Annotated in this window: 16 protein-coding genes; 7 read left to right on the top strand and 9 right to left on the bottom strand. The window is 72.9% G+C overall.

The genetic code is table 11. From position 1 onward, the window contains the following. Positions 1-263: 263 nt before the first annotated feature. Positions 264-2885, top strand: a complete 2622-nt coding sequence (locus ABZU91_RS25800) for a hypothetical protein (RefSeq protein WP_355245435.1) — start codon at positions 264-266, stop codon at positions 2883-2885. 136 nt (positions 2886-3021) lie between these two features. After that, on the top strand, positions 3022-4860 hold the full coding sequence (locus ABZU91_RS25795; protein ID WP_355245432.1) for an NHL domain-containing thioredoxin family protein: 1839 nt from the start codon (positions 3022-3024) through the stop codon (positions 4858-4860). A gap of 24 nt (positions 4861-4884) precedes the next feature. Here the strand turns inward: ABZU91_RS25795 and ABZU91_RS25790 are convergent, their stop codons facing one another. The 3 genes from ABZU91_RS25790 to ABZU91_RS25780 are packed head-to-tail and all read right to left on the bottom strand — an operon-like array spanning position 4885 to position 7209. Beyond that, on the bottom strand, positions 4885-5634 hold the full coding sequence (locus ABZU91_RS25790; protein ID WP_355245429.1) for a 5-oxoprolinase subunit PxpA: 750 nt from the start codon (positions 5632-5634) through the stop codon (positions 4885-4887). After that, the gene (locus tag ABZU91_RS25785; RefSeq protein WP_355245426.1) at positions 5618-6481 is read right to left on the bottom strand and encodes a biotin-dependent carboxyltransferase family protein; all 864 of its coding nucleotides are present in this window, start codon (positions 6479-6481) and stop codon (positions 5618-5620) included. Before ABZU91_RS25785 ends, ABZU91_RS25790 begins: the two co-directional genes overlap by 17 nt. Continuing rightward, complete coding sequence (locus ABZU91_RS25780) at positions 6478-7209, bottom strand: allophanate hydrolase subunit 1 (RefSeq protein ID WP_355245423.1); 732 nt, start codon at positions 7207-7209, stop codon at positions 6478-6480. The genes ABZU91_RS25785 and ABZU91_RS25780 overlap by 4 nt, the downstream gene beginning before the upstream one ends. A 172-nt stretch (positions 7210-7381) precedes the next feature. On the opposite strand from ABZU91_RS25780, the gene ABZU91_RS25775 reads away from it, so the two are divergent. Beyond that, positions 7382-8059: a hemolysin III family protein gene (locus tag ABZU91_RS25775; RefSeq protein ID WP_355245420.1), complete on the top strand. Its 678-nt coding sequence runs from the start codon at positions 7382-7384 to the stop codon at positions 8057-8059. Positions 8060-8389: 330 nt separating this feature from the next. Here the strand turns inward: ABZU91_RS25775 and ABZU91_RS25770 are convergent, their stop codons facing one another. Further along, positions 8390-8677, bottom strand: a complete 288-nt coding sequence (locus ABZU91_RS25770; RefSeq protein WP_355245417.1) for a DUF6458 family protein — start codon at positions 8675-8677, stop codon at positions 8390-8392. A 114-nt stretch (positions 8678-8791) separates the two neighbouring features. Here ABZU91_RS25770 and ABZU91_RS25765 point away from each other — a divergent pair, with 114 nt between their 5' ends. After that, positions 8792-9331: a histidine phosphatase family protein gene (locus ABZU91_RS25765; protein ID WP_355245414.1), complete on the top strand. Its 540-nt coding sequence runs from the start codon at positions 8792-8794 to the stop codon at positions 9329-9331. A 41-nt stretch (positions 9332-9372) separates the two neighbouring features. On the opposite strand, the gene ABZU91_RS25760 is transcribed toward ABZU91_RS25765, so the two are convergent. The 4 genes from ABZU91_RS25760 to ABZU91_RS25745 all read right to left on the bottom strand — a co-directional run bounded on the left by ABZU91_RS25760 (position 9373) and on the right by ABZU91_RS25745 (position 13716). After that, positions 9373-9642 (bottom strand): DUF6458 family protein, encoded by a 270-nt coding sequence (locus ABZU91_RS25760; protein WP_007454197.1) that lies wholly within the window; start codon positions 9640-9642, stop codon positions 9373-9375. 221 nt (positions 9643-9863) lie between these two features. Beyond that, the gene (locus ABZU91_RS25755; RefSeq protein ID WP_355245411.1) at positions 9864-11720 is read right to left on the bottom strand and encodes an acyl-CoA dehydrogenase; all 1857 of its coding nucleotides are present in this window, start codon (positions 11718-11720) and stop codon (positions 9864-9866) included. A gap of 128 nt (positions 11721-11848) precedes the next feature. Next, the gene (locus tag ABZU91_RS25750) at positions 11849-12976 is read right to left on the bottom strand and encodes a PP2C family protein-serine/threonine phosphatase (protein WP_355245408.1); all 1128 of its coding nucleotides are present in this window, start codon (positions 12974-12976) and stop codon (positions 11849-11851) included. Positions 12977-13077: 101 nt separating this feature from the next. Next, positions 13078-13716 (bottom strand): septal ring lytic transglycosylase RlpA family protein, encoded by a 639-nt coding sequence (locus ABZU91_RS25745; protein WP_355245405.1) that lies wholly within the window; start codon positions 13714-13716, stop codon positions 13078-13080. A 187-nt stretch (positions 13717-13903) separates the two neighbouring features. Between ABZU91_RS25745 and ABZU91_RS25740 the strand changes: the two genes are divergently transcribed. The 3 genes from ABZU91_RS25740 to ABZU91_RS25730 are packed head-to-tail and all read left to right on the top strand — an operon-like array spanning position 13904 to position 16029. Then, a complete protein-coding gene (locus ABZU91_RS25740) occupies positions 13904-14455 on the top strand; it encodes a phosphoribosyltransferase family protein (protein ID WP_355245402.1) in 552 nt (183 codons plus the stop codon). A 33-nt stretch (positions 14456-14488) separates the two neighbouring features. Then, positions 14489-15541 carry a hypothetical protein gene (locus tag ABZU91_RS25735; protein WP_355245399.1) on the top strand — a complete coding sequence of 351 codons (1053 nt, stop codon included), beginning with the start codon at positions 14489-14491 and terminating at the stop codon, positions 15539-15541. Between the two features lie 56 nt (positions 15542-15597). Beyond that, on the top strand, positions 15598-16029 hold the full coding sequence (locus ABZU91_RS25730) for an ASCH domain-containing protein (RefSeq protein WP_355245396.1): 432 nt from the start codon (positions 15598-15600) through the stop codon (positions 16027-16029). Positions 16030-16036: 7 nt separating this feature from the next. Here ABZU91_RS25730 and ABZU91_RS25725 read toward each other — a convergent pair whose 3' ends face one another. Then, positions 16037-16918 carry an LLM class flavin-dependent oxidoreductase gene (locus ABZU91_RS25725; protein WP_355245393.1) on the bottom strand — a complete coding sequence of 294 codons (882 nt, stop codon included), beginning with the start codon at positions 16916-16918 and terminating at the stop codon, positions 16037-16039. Positions 16919-17024 lie beyond the last annotated feature (106 nt).

Here is a 17024-nt window from a genome sequence, read left to right as displayed (position 1 = left end):
CGTGACACCGGGATTCCGCCCTGCCGCAGCGCCCGGTACGGTGGGCTTCGGTCGCCGCCCGCCGGCCCGGCCGACGCCGAGCCGATAGAAGCTGCTCGACGCCAGCCGGCGACGGGCAGTGACGACCGGTGCTCCTTGGACGCCCCAAGGGGCCACCGGATACGGTGCGGGGAGCCGGCACGGCGGTACGCCGGTGACGCCGGCAACCATGCCGAGGAGACGATCGGCACCGGCGGCCGACATGTGATGGAGGAGGCGCACCCATGACGTCCGAGGGCCCGCACCGTCCCGGCCAGGAGCCGGACGAGGTGTCGCCGGGCGCCGGCGGACCGGCGCCGTACGGCGACCGCCCGGCGCAGCCGGACAACGGCTACAACGCCACCGGCCCCGACCTGGGCTGGGCACCACCCCCGCCACCCGCCCGGCCGAACCCGTCCTGGGCCACCCAGGCCGAGCAGCAGCCGAATCCCGCCTGGGATGCGGCCGCCGCACCTCAGCTCAGCGATCCCGCGCAGCCCGCGTGGGCCGCCGGTGGTCCATCCGAGCCGGCCCAACCCGCCCAGTGGACTCCGCCGCAGCAGGGCTGGACGCCGCCCGAGCAGGCCGCCCCCGCCTGGCCCGCCGCCTCTGCCGAGCAGCAGCCCGACTGGGCGCAGGCCCAGCCGGCCGCGCGAGGCGCAGCCCAGGTGCCCCCGGCCACCACCGCGTGGCCCGCCCAGGACGACCCGTCCCGCTCCGGCGGATGGGCAGCCGGCGCAGGCCAGGCCAGCCCGCCGGCCCCGGAGTGGCACCCCGAGCCGGCGCAGCCCGCCGGCCGCGCTGGCGTACCCGCCCAGCAGGACGACCCGTCGGGGTCGGGCGGCTGGGCCGTCGGAGCGGCCGCGGCACGGGAGGACCAGCCCGTGTGGACGCCGGCCGAGCAGGCACCCCAGACCTGGGGCCAGCCCGCCGAGCAGGCGTCTCCTGGCTGGGCGCAGGCCGAGTCGGCCGGGGCGCGCGGCGCGGCCCAGGTCCCGGCCGCCAACTGGCCGGCGCAGGACGATGCCCCGCAGCCCACGACGTGGGGCGGCGCGGAGAGCCGTCCGCAGCAGCCGGACTGGGTGCTCCCGCCCCAGGACCAGCCCGCCGAGCGTCCGGAACCGACCGCATGGCCCCAGGCCGAGCAGTCCGGCCCCGCGTCCGCCCGGGCCAGCGTCAGCGTGCCCAGCAGCGACCCGACGCCCGGGTGGGCCGCCGCCGGCCCGGACAACCCGCCGCAGGCCAGCCCTGGCGTCGCGGCAATCGAGCCGTGGTCACCGGGCGAGGTGTGGGGCCGCGCCGAGGCGGAGGCCTCCGCACAGGCACGCGGCGGCTGGGACGCCGACCGGGGCGACGAGCCGCCGGTCTACCAGCCCGCACCCGCACCCGGCATCTCACCCGCCAACGCCGTGCCGCTGCCCCCGCAGGAGCAGCGCGTACCGGGTGCCAGCCTCGCCGCCGCCCCGCCGGCCGACTTCGTGCCCTCGACGCCGTACGCCCCGATCCCTGAGCAGCCGGCATACCCCGAGCGGGACACCCCGGACGCCGCCGAGCCCGCCGCCTGGGGCCGCGCCGAGGAGGCGTCGGCGGGTGCCGCCGTGGTGCCTTCTCCGCGTACGTCCCCGGAGGCCGGCGCGGGCCGCGCGGTCGTACCGGTGTCGGACGCCGAATCGGCCGCCGGAGCGGCGGGCCGTGCCTCCGCGAGCGCCTCGGTGCCGCTGGCCAGCCGGGTGATGCCCCCGACCGACCAGGCCATGCGGCCGGCCAGCGCCGCCACGCCCCAACCCCGGGTGTACGGCCGTCCGGCCCGGCCCGAGGACGACGAGCCGGAGCAGGCGGGCCCGGAGGCGTTCCAGGCCGACCCGAGCCCCGAGCACCCGGGCATGCCCGACTGGCAGCAGGACGCCGGCCGTTCGAGCGCACCGGACTGGCAGCAGGACGCCGGCCGCCCGAGCACCCCCGACTGGCAGCAAGATGCCGGCCGCCCGGCCGCACCGGACTGGCAGCAGGCGCCGGAGCGCCCGAGCATGCCTGACTGGCAGCAGGACGCCGGTCGCCCGAGCGCACCGGACTGGCAGCAGGCGCCGGAGCGTCAGGGTCCGCCGGACTGGCAGAACGGGTCGGAGCGGCAAGGCTTCCCCGGTTGGGGCGACGACTCGCAGTCCGACCGGTCGTCCGCGCCCAACGCCTTCGGTGAGCCCTCCGCGGCCGCCGCCGCGCCGCCGGCGTTCCCGCCCGGTGTGCCCTCCTTCGTCGACGCACCGGGCAACAACCGGCCGATGAACGGGGTTCGACCGCAGTCCGGCGGTGAACGTCCGGCCGACCCGTTCGGCCCGGGTGCACCGGCCTCCGGGGTCGCTGCGGTGAGCGGCGCTGCGGGCTTCGGCGGGCCGGCCGGCGAGCAGGCACCGGGCGCGCAGTTCCCGGCCTTCCCGCCGCCGCAGTCCGCGCCGGCCTGGGGTCAGGAGGCCACCGGATCGGACCAGGGACGGTTCGACGCGTTCAAGCCGGACGCGGAGGAGGAGCCCAAGGCCGAGCCGCCCGTGCCGAAGGTGCGCAACGGACGGGTTCTGGCCGCGGTGCTGATCGCCGCCGTGCTCATCCTGGCGGTGCCGCTCGGCCTGCTGATGCTGCTCGGCAAGTTCGGTGGGGCGGACAAAACGCCGGCCTTCGACCCTGCGGTCGGCACCTGCGTCAAGCAGGTCGGCCAGGGCGCCTCGGCGGTGAACTGCACCGAGGCGGGGGCGTTCACGATCGTCTCCAAGGTGGACGCGAAGGACAAGTGCGCCGACCCGGCTCAGCCCCACGTGGTGCTGCCCGGCGAGGGCACCAACCGGGTGCTCTGCCTCAAGCCGGCAACCAAGTAGGACCGCCGACGGCGGGGTCACGGACAACCGTGGCCCCGCCGCTCCGCGTCCGGGGCCCAACGCATGATCCGCTGGCGCTGAGCGGTTTGGGGCGGTGCCCGTGGCCGGGGCTGCGGGGCGTGGCAGGCTGGCAGGCATGGGAACGACAGCGCGCGTACGGGCACCTGAGCTTCGGGGCCGGCAGTGGCTCAACACCGGCGGCAAGGACCTGACCCTGCAGGACCTGCGCGGCAAGATCGTCCTTGCCGATTTCTGGACCTTCTGCTGCATCAACTGCCTGCACGTACTCGACGAGCTCCGCCCGCTGGAGGAGAAGTACGGCGACGTGCTCGTCGTGATCGGCGTGCACTCGCCGAAGTTCGAGCACGAGAAGGACGCCGACGCGCTGGTCGCCGCCGTCGAGCGGTACGGCGTGCACCACCCCGTACTCGACGATCCCGACCTGGACATGTGGCAGCAGTACGCGGCCCGCGCCTGGCCGACCCTCTCGGTGATCGACCCCGAGGGGTACGTGGTGGCCACGATGGCCGGCGAGGGTCACGCCGAGGGTCTGGCCCGGCTGATCGACGAGCTGATCGCGACCCACGAGGCCAAGGGCACCCTGCACCGGGGTGACGGGCCGTACGTTCCGCCGCCGGCGCCGGAGACGGCACTGCGCTTCCCGGGCAAGGCGGCGCTGCTGCCGGACGGCAACCTGCTGGTGTCCGACTCGGCGCGGCACTCACTGGTCGAGGTGTCCCCGGACGGCGAGACGCTGGTGCGTCGGATCGGCTCGGGCGAGCGGGGTCGGGCCGACGGGCCGGTCGGCTCGGCGACCTTCTCCGAGCCGCAGGGCCTGTGCCTGCTGCCCACGCACGTCGCCGAGGTGGCCGGTTACGACCTGGTGGTCGCCGACACCGTCAACCACCTCCTGCGCGGCGTACGGCTGGAGTCCGGCGAGGTGGTCACCGTGGCCGGCAGCGGGCGGCAGTGGCGCGCCTCGGTCGACGACCACGCCCACGACGCGCTCTCGGTGGACCTCTCGTCCCCGTGGGACCTGGCCTGGTACGACGACAAACTGATCATCGCGATGGCGGGTATCCACCAGCTCTGGTGGTTCGACCCGATCAAGCGGACCGCCGGCATGTACGCGGGCACCACCGTCGAGGCGCTGCGTGACGGGCCGCTGGCCGAGGCCTGGATGGCGCAGCCGTCGGGGCTCTCCGTCTCGGCCGACGGCTCCCGGCTCTGGGTGGCCGACAGCGAGACCAGCGCGATCCGGTACGTCCAGAACGGGGTGCTGGGAACCGCCGTCGGGCAGGGCCTGTTCGACTTCGGGCACGTGGACGGGCCGGCCGAGTCGGCACTGCTCCAGCACCCGCTGGGCGTCTGTGCGCTGCCGGACGGCTCGGTGCTGATCGCGGACACGTACAACGGCGCGGTGCGCCGCTTCGACCCGGCCAGCAACCAGGTGTCCACGGTCGCGGACGGGTTGGCCGAGCCGAGCGACCTGGTGCTCACCCCGTCCGGTGAGGTGCTGGTGGTGGAGTCGGCCGCGCACCGGCTGACCCGACTCGCACCCGGCGCGCTGTCTGCGGCTGGTGCGAGCACGGTGGACGGCCCTCGGCACCGTACCGAGCGCAAGCCGACCGACGTGGCGGCGGGCGACGTCACGCTGGACATCGTCTTCACCCCCGCGCCGGGGCAGAAGCTCGACGAGACGTTCGGGCCGTCGACCCGGCTGGTGGTGTCGGCGTCCCCGCCGGAGCTGCTGCTCGACGGCGGTGGCACGGGCACCGAGCTGTCCCGTCGGCTGGTGCTCAACGGCGACGTGACCGCCGGGGTACTCCAGGTCACGGCCCAGGCGGCGACCTGCGACGCGGACGTCGAGCACGCGGCCTGCCATCTGACCCGGCAGGACTGGGGAATTCCGGTGCGCGTGGTCGACGGTGCCGCGACCCGGCTGCCCCTGGTGCTGCGCGGCCTCGACGCATAGGGCAGCGGGCTCGACGCCCGGCGCTCAGGCGAACGGCGCCACCGTGACGCCGGCGTCGATCAGGCTGGCGCGTACCAGCTCGGTGGCGGACACCGCGCCCGGAGTGTCGCCGTGGACGCAGATCGACTCGACCGGGCAGGGGATCACGGTGCCGTCCACTGCCACGACGGTCCGTTCGGTGGCCATCCGTACCGCCCGGGTGGCCACCTCCTCCGGGTCGCTGATCAGCGCCCCGGGCGTGCCGCGCGGCACCAGCGACCCGTTGGGCAGGTAACCGCGGTCGGCGAAGGCTTCGGCGACCACCGGCAGGCCCGCGCCGACGGCGAGTTGAGCGAGTGTCGAGCCGGGCAGGCACAGCACCGGCAGGTCGGGATTGTGGCCGCTGACGGCGGCGACCACCGCCGCCGCCTGGGACTCGTCGGTGGCGGCGGCGTGGTACAGCGCGCCGTGCGGCTTGAGGTATCGCACCCGGGTGCGAAAGAGCCGGCAGAACGCGTCCAGGGCACCCAACTGGTAGGTGATCTCGTCGCGTAGCTCGGCGAAGTCGTACGCGATCCGCCGCCGGCCGAAGCCGGCCAGGTCCCGGTAGCCGACCTGCGCGCCCACCGCGACGCCGTGCCGTACCGCGCCCTCGCAGACCCGCCGCATCGTCGACGGGTCACCGCCGTGGAAACCGCAGGCCACGTTGGCGCTGGTCACCAGGGCCAGCAGCGCGTCGTCGTCGCCGAGCCGCCAGATGCCGAATCCTTCGCCGAGGTCAGCGTTGAGGTCCATAAAATCTGACGGTAGTACCTGGCCGGGCCTGCGCGAGCGGGGTCACGTCGGTGACCACCCCGATGACCGGGTATCCGCCGGTGGTCGGATGATCGGCGAGGAAGATCAGCGGTTGGCCGTCCGCCGGCACCTGCACCGCGCCGAGCACGATGCCCTCGCTGGGCAGTTCGCCGGCCACCGCGCGGGGCAGAGCCGCGCCGGCGAGCCGCGCGCCGACCCGGTTGCTGACCGGGCTCACGGTGTACGCGCTGCCGAACAGCCGGTCGAGCGCGGTCGGAGTGAACCAGTCGTCGCGGGGACCGAGGCGTACGGCCAGGCGCAGTTCCGGCGCGGGTGGCACGCCGATGGTCACGTCCACCGGCGCGGGCTCTCCGGTCGGTGAGCCGAGCGGAAGACGGTCGCCGTCGCGCAGCGGGGCTGGGCCGAGCCCGGAGAGGGTGTCGGTGGCCCGGCTGCCGAGCACCGCTGGTACGTCGATGCCACCGGCCACGGCCAGCCAACTCCGTACGCCCCGACGCGCCGGACCGACGCGCAGCACCGTGCCGGCGGGCACGCTGAGCGGGCGTCCGGTGTCACCCACCCGCTCCCCGGCCCGGACGGCCACCTCCGCGCCGGTGATGGCGACGGTGGTGGCGCGGGTCAGCCGCAGCGCGCAGCCGGTCAGTGTGATCTCCAGGCCGGCGGCCTCCTCGGTGTTGCCGACCAGCCGGTTGGCGAGCCGCAGGGCGGCCAGGTCGAGAGCGCCGGACCGGGGTACGCCGAGGTGCGCCCAGCCGGGCCGGCCGAGGTCCTGCACAGTGGTGAGCGCCCCGGCACGCAGCACCTCGATCTCGGCGTCACCTGTCATGCCGCCACCATCCGCACGCGGGTGCCGGGACCGAGCCGGGCGGGCGGGTCCTCGTCGACGTCGAAGAGGGCCAGGTCGGTCCGGCCGACCAGCAGCCAGCCGCCGGGGGACGGGCTGGGATAGATGCCGGCGTACGGGCCGGCCAGGGCGACCGAGCCGGCCGGCACCCGGGGGCGCGGGGTGGGCAGCCGGGGCAGCGCCAGCTCGGCGGGGAGCCCGGTCAGGTAGGGGAAGCCGGGGGCGAAGCCGCAGAACGCGACCCGGAACGGGGTGCCGGTCAGGCGGCGCAGCACCGCCGGCACGTCGACGCCCCAGTGCTCGGCGACGACCGGCAGGTCCGGCCCGTCGAACGCAACCTCCACGAAGATCTCCGCGCCTGCCCCGTGCGTCGATCTTGCAGTTTCTGCCGTCGACATGACCCGATCAGGCCGTTTTGTCGGGACAGAAAGTGCAAGATCGGCGGAGTGGGCGCGGGTGGTTTCGCGCGCGGCGGCGGTGACCGTGGGTGCCCAGCGGGACAGCAGGGTGGCGGTGGCGGCGGGGTTTGGTAGCCCGTCGAGCAGGACGGTGTTGGCAGCCGGGACGATCTCGACCGCCGTCAGGTCTCCGCGTTCGCGGCGCTGCCACAACTCGGCCCGCCAGGCCTCGACCAGGTGAGCCGCGGGCAGTCCGGTGGAGGCGTCGCACTCGATCAGAAGGGCGTGCGCCCCAACGGGCCGAATCCGCATCGCCTCATCTTCACCGACAGACGTCGTTTCCACCCCTCGCGATCTTGCACTTTCTGTGGCGGCAAAAGGAGCTATCCACTCATCTCAGCCACCGAAACTGCAAGATCGGCGCGTGCCATGCGTCACCGACGGGACTACTTGAAAGTAACCTACGGTGCCGTAACCTGAGGTCGTGACGACTTCCGCCCCGCTTCGCCTGAAGCCGGTCGACATCGGCAAGCCCCGGATGCGCGGCTGGCTGCACACGTACGCCTTCTTCGTCGCCCTGGTTGCCGGCATCGTGCTCTGCTCGATCGCTGCCAGCCGACCGGGCTGGGCACCCCTCGTGAGCTGCGGCATCTACAGCCTGACGGTCTGCGGGCTGTTCGGCACCAGCGCCCTCTACCACCGTCGGGTGTGGTCGGAGCGCGGCTACCAGGTGATGCGTCGCATGGACCACTGCATGATCTTCGTGTTCATCGCCGGCACGTACACCCCGCTCTGCGCCATGCTGCTCTCGACCCGGCAGGCCACCGTCATGCTGGCCCTGGTCTGGGGTGGGGCCCTGGGCGGTGTGGCGCTGAAGCTCGTCTGGCCCCACGCGCCGCGCTGGGTGTCCGCGCCGCTCTACCTGGCGCTCGGGTGGGTCGCGGTGGCCATGCTGCCGGACATCCTGCACGGCGGCGGCGTCGCGGCGTTGGTCCTGCTGATCGTCGGTGGTGCCATCTACAGCGTCGGCGCGGTGTTCTACGCCCTACGCCGACCCAACCCGTGGCCGACGGTGTTCGGCCACCACGAGTTCTTCCACGCGTGCACGCTGCTGGCCGCGCTGTGCCACCACGTCGCGATCTACTTCGCGCTGTTCGCCTGAGCCAGTCCGTTCCGGCGAGCCGTCGGACAGCGACCCAACTGCGCCCGGCTGCCGGGGCGACCGGGGCTGCCGGGGCACCGCAGGATGGTTGGTGCGTCCTTTGCTCTGCTTCAACCCAGGAAGCGCTCGGCGTCCGATAATCGGACACCGCCTGTTTCCTCTGTTGAAGCAGAGCAAAGGACGCCTGCGGCAGTGTCGCCCTGCCGCCCGACCCGCCCGACCCGCCCGACGCGCCGCTGCTGCCACCGATGCCGCGACTCTGTCGCGCCGCGCAGACGCGAGAGCCGGGGCACCGCCACGCTGCGGACCCCGGCTCTCGCGCGGTACAGGTCAGACCGGGCGACCCGGCCGACGCACCTCGCGGTACTCCTGCACGACCTGGTCGCCCTGGACCGGCACCACCCGGTCGACCACCACGGCGTCCTCGCGGACCGGCGGGGCGACCACGGGACGACGCCGGCTGTTCCAGAAGTAGAGGGTGGTGAGCAGGCCGGCGACACCGGCGAGCATCAGCACCCAGCCGACCACGGCCAGGTTCAGCCATCCCAGGTCGGCCTCCACGGCAAATGCGAAGATCGCGCCCAGCGCGATCAGGAAGATGCTGGCACCAATACCCATGTCTCGCTCCTCGGCTCTCAACCTGGCGTACGGCCCGCCGCGGCCGTTGGTAGCGGGTGCGGCATCCCTCGACTTACCCCGGCAGGAAGATCGCCAATCGGGCAAGCTGGGAGCATGACGGACAGCCACGCCGAGACACGGACACTGGTGTTGCTCCGGCACGCGAAGGCCGAGCCGGGCAGCGAGGGTACGGACGACGCGCAGCGCCCGCTCAGCGCCCGCGGGGAGGCCGACGCGGCGGCGGCAGGTGCCTGGCTGGCGCACCACGACCTGCTGCCCGACGTGGTGCTCTGCTCGACCGCCCGGCGTACCCGCCAGACCTGGCACGGCGTGGCGATGGGGATGGCCGGCACGCCGCCGGAGGGCGGGCCGACCGGTCCCCGCCCGACCGTGCGCTACGAACCCGGCGCGTACGACGCCCACCCCGAGGAGTTGTTGGCGCTGGTCCGGACGGCCGATCCGGCGGCTCGGGTCGTACTGCTGATCGCCCACAATCCGGGCGTCTCGCTGCTGTCCGCGTTCCTCGACCCGGAGACGGCCGACGAGGAGGGACTGCGGACCGCCGAGCTGGCGGTACACCGCGGCGCGACCATCTGGAGCCAGTGGGGCCGGGGCGGGGCACCGATCGCCCACCGGCACACGGCACGCGGCTGAGCCACCCGCCGGACGGCGACGGGTGGCTCAGGCGTACCTGCTCAGGACGGTGGCGCGGTCGGCGGCGGAGGGTCCGGCGGCGGAGGCATCATCGCCGTTGGATGGGACAGCCGGTTCTCCTCGACGATGAGGGTCCGGGCCCGCTTGCGCCGGTCCTGCCAGAACCAGAGGGTGGTCAGCAGCACGGCCAGCCCGGCCAGGATGAACACCCAGCCGACCGCGCGCAGGTCGATCCACCAGACGTTGGCCCGGATCGCAAAGGTCATGATCGCGCCGAGCGCGATGAGAAAGATGCCGCTTCCTACACCCATGTGCGCTGCACTCCCCCGTGCGGTGGCTCTGGGCGTTCCCCTTCGTGGTCGAGGCGGGTTACCCGCCACGGCGGCGGCATACCCGACCGGGGCTGGTGAATACCGCTGACCGTGAGAGCCCGCAGACGTGACGACGGCCGGCGCGGGCGCAAACCCTCGCCGGCCGTCGAGAGGGTGCCGGGTGGTGCGACCCGGAACCGCTCAGGCGTGCCGTGGCACGGTCAGAAGGCCTCCTCCGGGAGGTCCATGATGTCGAGGTCGGCACCCTCGATGATCCGCCGGTCGGCGCCGAGGCGCGGCAGCACCTCACGGGCGAAGAACCGGGCAGCGGCCACCTTGCCGGTGTAGAACGCCTTGTCGGTGGCGGAGACCTCGCCGGCGAGGGCCTTGAGTGCGACGTCGGCCTGCTTCTGCAGCAGCCAGCCGACCACCAGGTCACCGATCGCCAGCAGGAACCGCCGGCTGCTCAGGCCGACCTTGTAGAGCGCACGAGCGTCACCGGCCTGCGCCTCGCCAAGCCAGCCGGTCAACACGCCGAGGATGTTCTGGATCTCGGCCAGCGCCTTGCCGAGCGCCTGCCGCTCCTCCTTGAGCTGGCCGTTGCCCGCCTCGCTGGAGATGAACTCCTGGATCTCGCCGGACACCGCCATCAGCGCCTTGCCGTTGTCCCGCACGATCTTGCGGAAGATCAGGTCCAGGCTCTGGATGGCGGTCGTGCCCTCGTACAGGGTGTCGATCTTGGCGTCCCGGACGTACTGCTCCAGCGGGTAGTCCTGGAGGAAGCCGGAGCCGCCGAAGGTCTGCAGAGCCTCGTGCCCGAGCAGCTCGTACGCCCGCTCCGAGCCGACGCCCTTGACCAGCGGCAGCAACAGGTCGTTGACCCGCTTGGCCAGCTTGGTGGCCTTCTCGTCGCCGGCCGCCTCGGCGATGGCGACCCGATCCTGCCAACTGGCCGTGTAGAGGACCAGCGCGCGAAGACCCTCGGCGTACGACTTCTGCAGCAGCAGCGAGCGCCGTACGTCCGGGTGGTGGGTGATGGTGACCCGCGGGGCGGTCTTGTCGGCCTGCTGGACCAGGTCGGCGCCCTGCACCCGGTTCTTCGCGTACTCCAGGGCGTTGAGGTAGCCGGTCGAGAGCGTGGCGATCGCCTTGGTGCCGACCATCATCCGGGCGTACTCGATGATCATGAACATCTGACGGATGCCGTCGTGCCTGTCGCCCAGCAGCCAGCCCTTGGCCGGTACGCCGTGCTCGCCGAAGGTCACCTCGCAGGTGTTGGAGACCTTCAGGCCCATCTTGTGCTCGACGTTGGTCGCGTAGACGCCGTTGCGCTCGCCCAGCTCGCCGGTGGTCTCGTCGAAGTGGAACTTCGGCACCACGAAGAGGGACAGGCCCTTGGTGCCGGGACCGCCCACGCCCTCCACACCCACCGGGCGGGCCAGCACATAGTGCACGATGTTGTCGCTGAGGTCGTGCTCGGCCGAGGTGATGAAACGCTTGACGCCCTCGATGTGCCAGGTACCGTCCGGCTGCTGCACGGCGCGGGCGCGGCCGGCGCCCACGTCCGAGCCGGCGTCCGGCTCGGTGAGCACCATCGTGGAGCCCCACTGCTTGTCGATGAAGAGCTTGGCCCAGCCCTTCTGCCGCTCGTTGCCCTCGACGTGCAGCACGTGCGCGAAGGAGGGGCCGGAGGAGTACATCCAGACCGGCGCGTTCGCGCCGAGCACCAACTCGGCGAGGGCCCACCAGAGGGCGCGCGGGGCGTTGGTGCCACCCAGGGCCGGCGGCAGGTCCAGCCGCCAGAACTCGGAGTCCATGAATGCCTGGTAGGACTTCTTGAACGACTCCGGCAGCGGCGCGGTGTGCGTGGTCGGGTCGAAGACCGGAGGATTGCGGTCACTGTCCGTGTAGCTGGCGGCCAGATCTTCGCGGGCGAGGCGGTCCACCTCGGCGAGGAAACTCCGGGCCGTGTCGGTGTCGAGTTCCGAGTACGGCTCCTGGCCGAACGCCCGGTCCGCCCCGAAGACCTCGAACAGGTTGAACTCGAGGTCCCGAAGGTTGCTCTTGTAGTGGGTCATGCTCGCTGGCCCCGCTTCCGGACAGGTGTTACCGATCAGTAACCCCGACTGTATTACTCGCGGGTAGGCAGCGACAAGCCGATCACCCGAGTGACGGCGATTACACAGTTTCCGCGCGTTGGCCCCGCTCAGCTCTCGGCGGCGCCGACTTCCCAGCTCGGCACGGCCGGCGTCACTCCCGTGCGCGAACCGACGTACTCCATGAGGACCAGCGCGATGTCGTCGTCCAGGCGTCCGTGCACCCACTCGACGAGGGCCGTTTCTAGCGAGGCGAGCCCGTCGGCGACCGTGCCGTGCCCGAGCAGCCGCCACGCCCGGTCGGCGGTCGGGAAGAACTCACCGTCCCGCCGGGCCTCACCGAGACCGTCGGTGAACAGCAACAGCCGGTCGCCGGGCTCCAGGCGCTCGACCCGGGGACGGACCACCGGCATGAACCCGAGCGGCGGGGCCGGCGCGGGCGGTTCCAGCGGGATCACCGCGCCCCGGCGCAGCAGCAGCGGCGACGGGTGGCCGCAGTTGACGATCGTGAGCGTCCCGCCCCGTTCCTCGACCAGCGCGGCGGTCACGAAATCCTCGTCGCCGACGTTGCGGGCCACCGCGCGGTCCAGGTCGGCGACGATGGCACGCAGGTCGGCCCGCTCGTAGGCCACGTGCCGATACGAGCCCAGGACGATGCTGGCCAGGCGGACCGCGTCCAGCCCCTTGCCACGTACGTCGCCGATGATCATGCGGACGCCGTACGGCGTGTCGATCGCCTCGTACAGGTCGCCGCCGATCTCGGCCGTGGCGGTGGAGGAGATGTAGCGACCGGCCACCGAGAGCATGCCGACCTGCGGCCCGAGCGGACGCAGCACCGCCTGCTGGGCAACCGACGCGAGCTTGGTCAGCTCGGCGATCTGCTCCGCCTGCCGCTGTCGTACCGAGGCCACCGCCACGGCCAGCCCGCTCGCCAGCCCGACGGCGACCACGTTGACCGAGGTCACCAGCACCATTCTCGGGTCGGTCAGGGCGAAGCCGATCCCGATGAGGGTCGCTGCGGCACCCACACCCAGCACCACCCGCCAGGCGGCCAGGGCAGCGGCGAGGAGCGGGGCGGCCACCAGGAGCGCGACGTAGTGGGCACGGCGACCGTCGGCCAGCTCCAGCATCGAGACGATCGCGAGCAGGACGACGGCCGCGCCGAGGCCGGCGCGGGATCCGGGGCTCAGCGGGCTACGGCCCGACTGGAGGAGTCGCGTGGGTACGAGGGACAGCATGCCTGATCGACGTGAACGGGTGAATGAACCTGGCCCGTCGTCCGAGGATGTTCTGTCCGGCCGGCCCACGCTTCCGGCCGGATCGGCGTTCCCGAATGTACTCAGCCAAGCACCTCGTAGCGCACGGTGAGCGCGCCGACGTCCACCGAGGCGATCGTCGCGAACGCGGCACGGGAGAGGTCGAGGCAGCGGCCGTCGATGAACGGGCCACGGTCGTTGATCCGCACGACGACCGACTTGCCGTTGCTCGGGTTGGTCACCCGGACCTTGGTGTTGAACGGCAGGGTCTTGTGCGCCGCGGTCAGCTCGTTCGGGTTGAACGACTCGCCGTTGGCGGTGAGCTGCCCGTCGGAGTAGAAGGACGCGCCGCACGAACCGCTGTCGAGCACCTTCACCGCGGGCGTGGTCTTCTTCGCCCGGGTGGGGCTCGGCTTGGGCGACGCGGTACGGGCCTTGCCCCGGGAGGCGGCCTGCGGCGAGCGGCTGGCGGACGGGCTGGCCGTCACGCTCGGCGTCGCGGTGGCACTGGCGCTCGGGGAGGCGGTCGGGGAGCTGGGGGTGGGGCTGCCGGCAGTGGTCGGGGTGAAGTCCAGGGCCGCCTGCCCCGACTGCCCGGAGCCGGACGTGAGCTGGACGGCACCGACCGTGCCACCGACGGCCAGGGCGACGCCGACCGCCGCGGTGGCCGCGATGCCCGCCGGAGAGGAGAAGAAGCGGGTACGGGAGTGCCTACCTGTCACCGGTCCGGTTCCTTTCGTCGACTGAACAAACCGGTCGGACCGTAACGAGAGAAGCACTTCCGAAGTCAACGTGATCATGGTGGTATGCCAGTATTTGCCCCGGTAGCTATAGCCGATCATCCGAGGTGGGGTGGGTCGAGCGGCCCAGGTGCGAACGCGCCGAGCGCCCGTGTCGCACGATGGACGAATGCCCGCTGAGCTGACCGGCCGCCTGGCCGCCCTGTTCCGCTGGATCGACCCCGGACCGGGCGCCAGCCACCTCGTCAGCGACATCTCCGGTTGGTGGCGCGATCCGGGCGTGCTGGCCGAACTGGGACCGGCCCTGGTAGCTCCGTACCGGGAAGCCGAGCCGACGGTGGTACTCGCCCCGGCGGTCACCGGCCTGCTGCTCGGACCACTGGCCGCGACCGCCCTCGGGGTCGGCTTCGTGGCCGCACACAAGCCCGGCGACGGTAGGTTGCCGGCCGGCCCGCTGACCTGGGCACAGAGCCCGCCGGACTACCGGGGCCGACAGGTCGACCTGGCCGTACGGGACCGGCACCTCGGCCCCGAGGACCGGGTCCTCGTGGTGGACGACTGGGTACGCACCGGCGCCCAGATCCACGCCCTCTACGACATCTGCGCCCGGCGCGGCGCACAGGTTCTCGGTGCCGCGGTGGTGGCCGTCGACTGCCCGCCCGAAACCACCACCGCGCTGCGGATCACCGGCCTGATCGCGGGGACGGATCTGCCGGGTTGACCTGAAGTCCACTTCATCTTCGACGATCGACGGATGAGCGACGGGATCCTCGACGAGGCGTACGAACGGCTCCACCGCACCGGCCCCGAATACGAGGGCTGGCTCTCCAACCACGGCCCGATGGCGGTCGAGGCGCTGGCCCGGCACGGGCACGAGCGACAGGTCCACCGCTGGCTGGACGACTACCTCGGCCGGCTCGACGAGCTTCCCCGTGGGCTGCGCCCGATCGACGACTGGCGGGCGGCGCTGGGCGACGCGAAGCGGACCGGAGACTGGCTGACGTACTTCGACCAGCACCTGCGCGAGCAGCCGTGGCGGGACGTGCTCGGCACCTGGTGGCCACGACTGCTGCCCGGCATCGCCGCCGGGGCCACCCACGGGGTGATCCGGGTCGGGCACGCCGTACGCGCCCTGCACCTGCACGGTGCGAACCCGCCCCGGCTCACCGAACTGGGCCAGGCCCTCGGGTACTGGGCGGCCCGTTGGCAGCAGGTAACCGGCGCGGACCGACTGCTCGCCCCGGCCCCGTCGGTCACCGACGCTGACCACGACGCCCCGGATGTTGTCGCCGCGCTGGCCGGGCTGCCCCGGATCGACGACCGGACCGGGGGCATCCGGGAGCGGCTGGGGCGGCTGGTGGGCGTACCCCGATGGGAACCGGCGCTCGCGGCGCTGCGCCCCGCGCGGACGCCGACCGAGGCGGAGCGTGGGCTCCACACGCTCGTGCACCACGCCGGCCTCGACTACCTGCGCTTCGGGCACGCCGAGCCGGTCATGCTGGTGCACGCGGTGACGGCGCCGACGGCCGTGCTGCGTACCCTGCCGGCACTTGACCGGGCGCTCTGGGCGCCGAGCCTCGCCGCGGCCTGGGCCGCGACGGCGGCCGTGACCTCGGTGTACGCCCCGAGCGACGCGGTGGCGCCGCCGTCGGTGACCGACGCGACACCGGAGGAGGTCTTCGCCCGGGCGGCACGGCACGGCGACGCGCACGTGGTCAAGCTGGCCGACGCGGTCCTCGACGCCCACGCGGCGACCGGTGACCGACGGCTGCTCGACGCCGCTGGCTACGCCGTGCAGCTGATCTGAGCCACGCGGACGAATTACCGCGGCGCGCCCAGCCGCGCTGGCCTAGCCTCGGCAGGATGTGGCCTCGGATCGGTGACCTGCGCACGCTCGCCCTCGGCACACCGGGCGAACTGCGGACGACCCTGAACACGCTGGTGTTGGCCGGCGTGAAGACCGCGACCGCCGGTCGGCTTGCCGAGTACGCGCAGGGGGGCGAGGAGTTGGAGCGGGTCGGCGAACGGTTGGCGCTCGTCGACGACGACGACGCGCTGGCCGGTGTCGTGGAGATCACCGGCGTGGAGGTGGTCCGCTTCGGCGACGTGCCCTGGGATTTCGCCCGGGCCGAGGGCGAGGGCGACCGTTCGATCGAGGAGTGGCGGGCCGGACACTCGGCCTACTGGGCGCGGCTGGGCACACCCGTCGACGACGACACCCCGATCGTCTGCCTGCGCCTGCGACTGGTGTCCGGCGGCGCGGGCGGCGTGGCCACCGGCGACCTGGGCACCTGAGCCGGCGTCATCGGCGCAGCTCGGGCAGCAGTCGGGTCGCCACGTCGGCCAGGACGGCCTCGTCGCCGGCGTACCAACTGCTCGCGCGCGGCCAGTGCGTCACCACGTCGGTGAAGCCCAGCTCTGCGGCCCGGCCGACCTGGTCGGCGAAGAACTGCGCGCTGCTCAGCGAGAACACCGGCGCGGAGTCCAGCGAGAGGTAGCGGTCCAGCGTCGCCGGGTCACGGCCAGCCTCGGCCAGCGTCCGGTCCATCCGCGCCGACAGCTTCGACACACTGGCCCACCAGCTCGCCAGGTCGTTGTCGTCGCCGGTGCCGGTGGTCACCCAGCCCTGCCCGAAGCGGGCCACCAGCCGCATCGAGCGCGGCCCGTTGGCGGCCACCACGAACGGCACCCGGGGCTGCTGCACACAGCCGGGGTTGTTGCGGGCGTCCACCGCGGCGAACCAGTCACCACGCCAGGTGGTGCCGTCCTCGCGCAGGATCAGGTCGAGTAGTTCGGTGAACTCGGCGAACCGGTCGACCCGCTGACGCGGCGGCAGCGTCTCGCCGCCCAGCACCGCCGAGTCGAAGCCGATGCCCCCCGCGCCCAGGCCGAGCAGCAACCGACCTCCCGAGACGTCGTCCACCGTGGTGACCTGGCGGACGAACGCCGCCGGATGCCGGAAGTTGGGCGACGCCACGAGCGTGCCCAGCCGAATCCGGCTGGTCACCGTGGCAGCGGCGGTCAGTGTGGACATGGAGTCGAACCAGGGGCCGTCGACCAGGTCCCGCCAGCCCAGGTGGTCGTACGTCCACGCGTGGTCGAAGCCCCACTCGTCGACCTGCCGCCAGCGGTGCTGCGACTCCGCCCAGCGCTGGTCCGGCAGGATCACGATGCCAATCCGCATGATCGCCAGCCTAGGGCGTGTCCTGCCGATCTTGTAGTGGTTGATCGTTGACGATGTGCCGGTGGTACGTCGTGGTGAGCTGACTGACGAGGCTTGGGCGGTGATC

The organism is Micromonospora sp. NPDC005174, from assembly GCF_040608495.1.
Classification (GTDB): Bacteria; Actinomycetota; Actinomycetes; order Mycobacteriales; family Micromonosporaceae; genus Micromonospora.
Note: the sequence above shows the minus strand (reverse complement) of the source record. Positions and strands in the feature narration are given on the sequence as shown.

Bases quoted from the DNA above. Each gene is read 5' to 3' on its own strand.
- ABZU91_RS25790 (WP_355245429.1), bottom strand. From the start codon at position 5,634: ATGGACCTCAACGCTGACCTCGGCGAAGGATTCGGCATCTGGCGGCTC.
- ABZU91_RS25760 (WP_007454197.1), bottom strand. From the start codon at position 9,642: ATGGGTGTAGGAAGCGGCATCTTTCTCATCGCGCTCGGCGCGATCATG.
- ABZU91_RS25785 (WP_355245426.1), bottom strand. From the start codon at position 6,481: ATGACAGGTGACGCCGAGATCGAGGTGCTGCGTGCCGGGGCGCTCACC.
- ABZU91_RS25740 (WP_355245402.1), top strand. From the start codon at position 13,904: ATGCCCGCTGAGCTGACCGGCCGCCTGGCCGCCCTGTTCCGCTGGATC.
- ABZU91_RS25725 (WP_355245393.1), bottom strand. From the start codon at position 16,918: ATGCGGATTGGCATCGTGATCCTGCCGGACCAGCGCTGGGCGGAGTCG.
- ABZU91_RS25750 (WP_355245408.1), bottom strand. From the start codon at position 12,976: ATGCTGTCCCTCGTACCCACGCGACTCCTCCAGTCGGGCCGTAGCCCG.
- ABZU91_RS25795 (WP_355245432.1), top strand. From the start codon at position 3,022: ATGGGAACGACAGCGCGCGTACGGGCACCTGAGCTTCGGGGCCGGCAG.
- ABZU91_RS25735 (WP_355245399.1), top strand. From the start codon at position 14,489: ATGAGCGACGGGATCCTCGACGAGGCGTACGAACGGCTCCACCGCACC.
- ABZU91_RS25765 (WP_355245414.1), top strand. From the start codon at position 8,792: ATGACGGACAGCCACGCCGAGACACGGACACTGGTGTTGCTCCGGCAC.
- ABZU91_RS25780 (WP_355245423.1), bottom strand. From the start codon at position 7,209: ATGCGGATTCGGCCCGTTGGGGCGCACGCCCTTCTGATCGAGTGCGAC.
- ABZU91_RS25755 (WP_355245411.1), bottom strand. From the start codon at position 11,720: ATGACCCACTACAAGAGCAACCTTCGGGACCTCGAGTTCAACCTGTTC.
- ABZU91_RS25730 (WP_355245396.1), top strand. From the start codon at position 15,598: ATGTGGCCTCGGATCGGTGACCTGCGCACGCTCGCCCTCGGCACACCG.
- ABZU91_RS25800 (WP_355245435.1), top strand. From the start codon at position 264: ATGACGTCCGAGGGCCCGCACCGTCCCGGCCAGGAGCCGGACGAGGTG.
- ABZU91_RS25770 (WP_355245417.1), bottom strand. From the start codon at position 8,677: ATGGGTATTGGTGCCAGCATCTTCCTGATCGCGCTGGGCGCGATCTTC.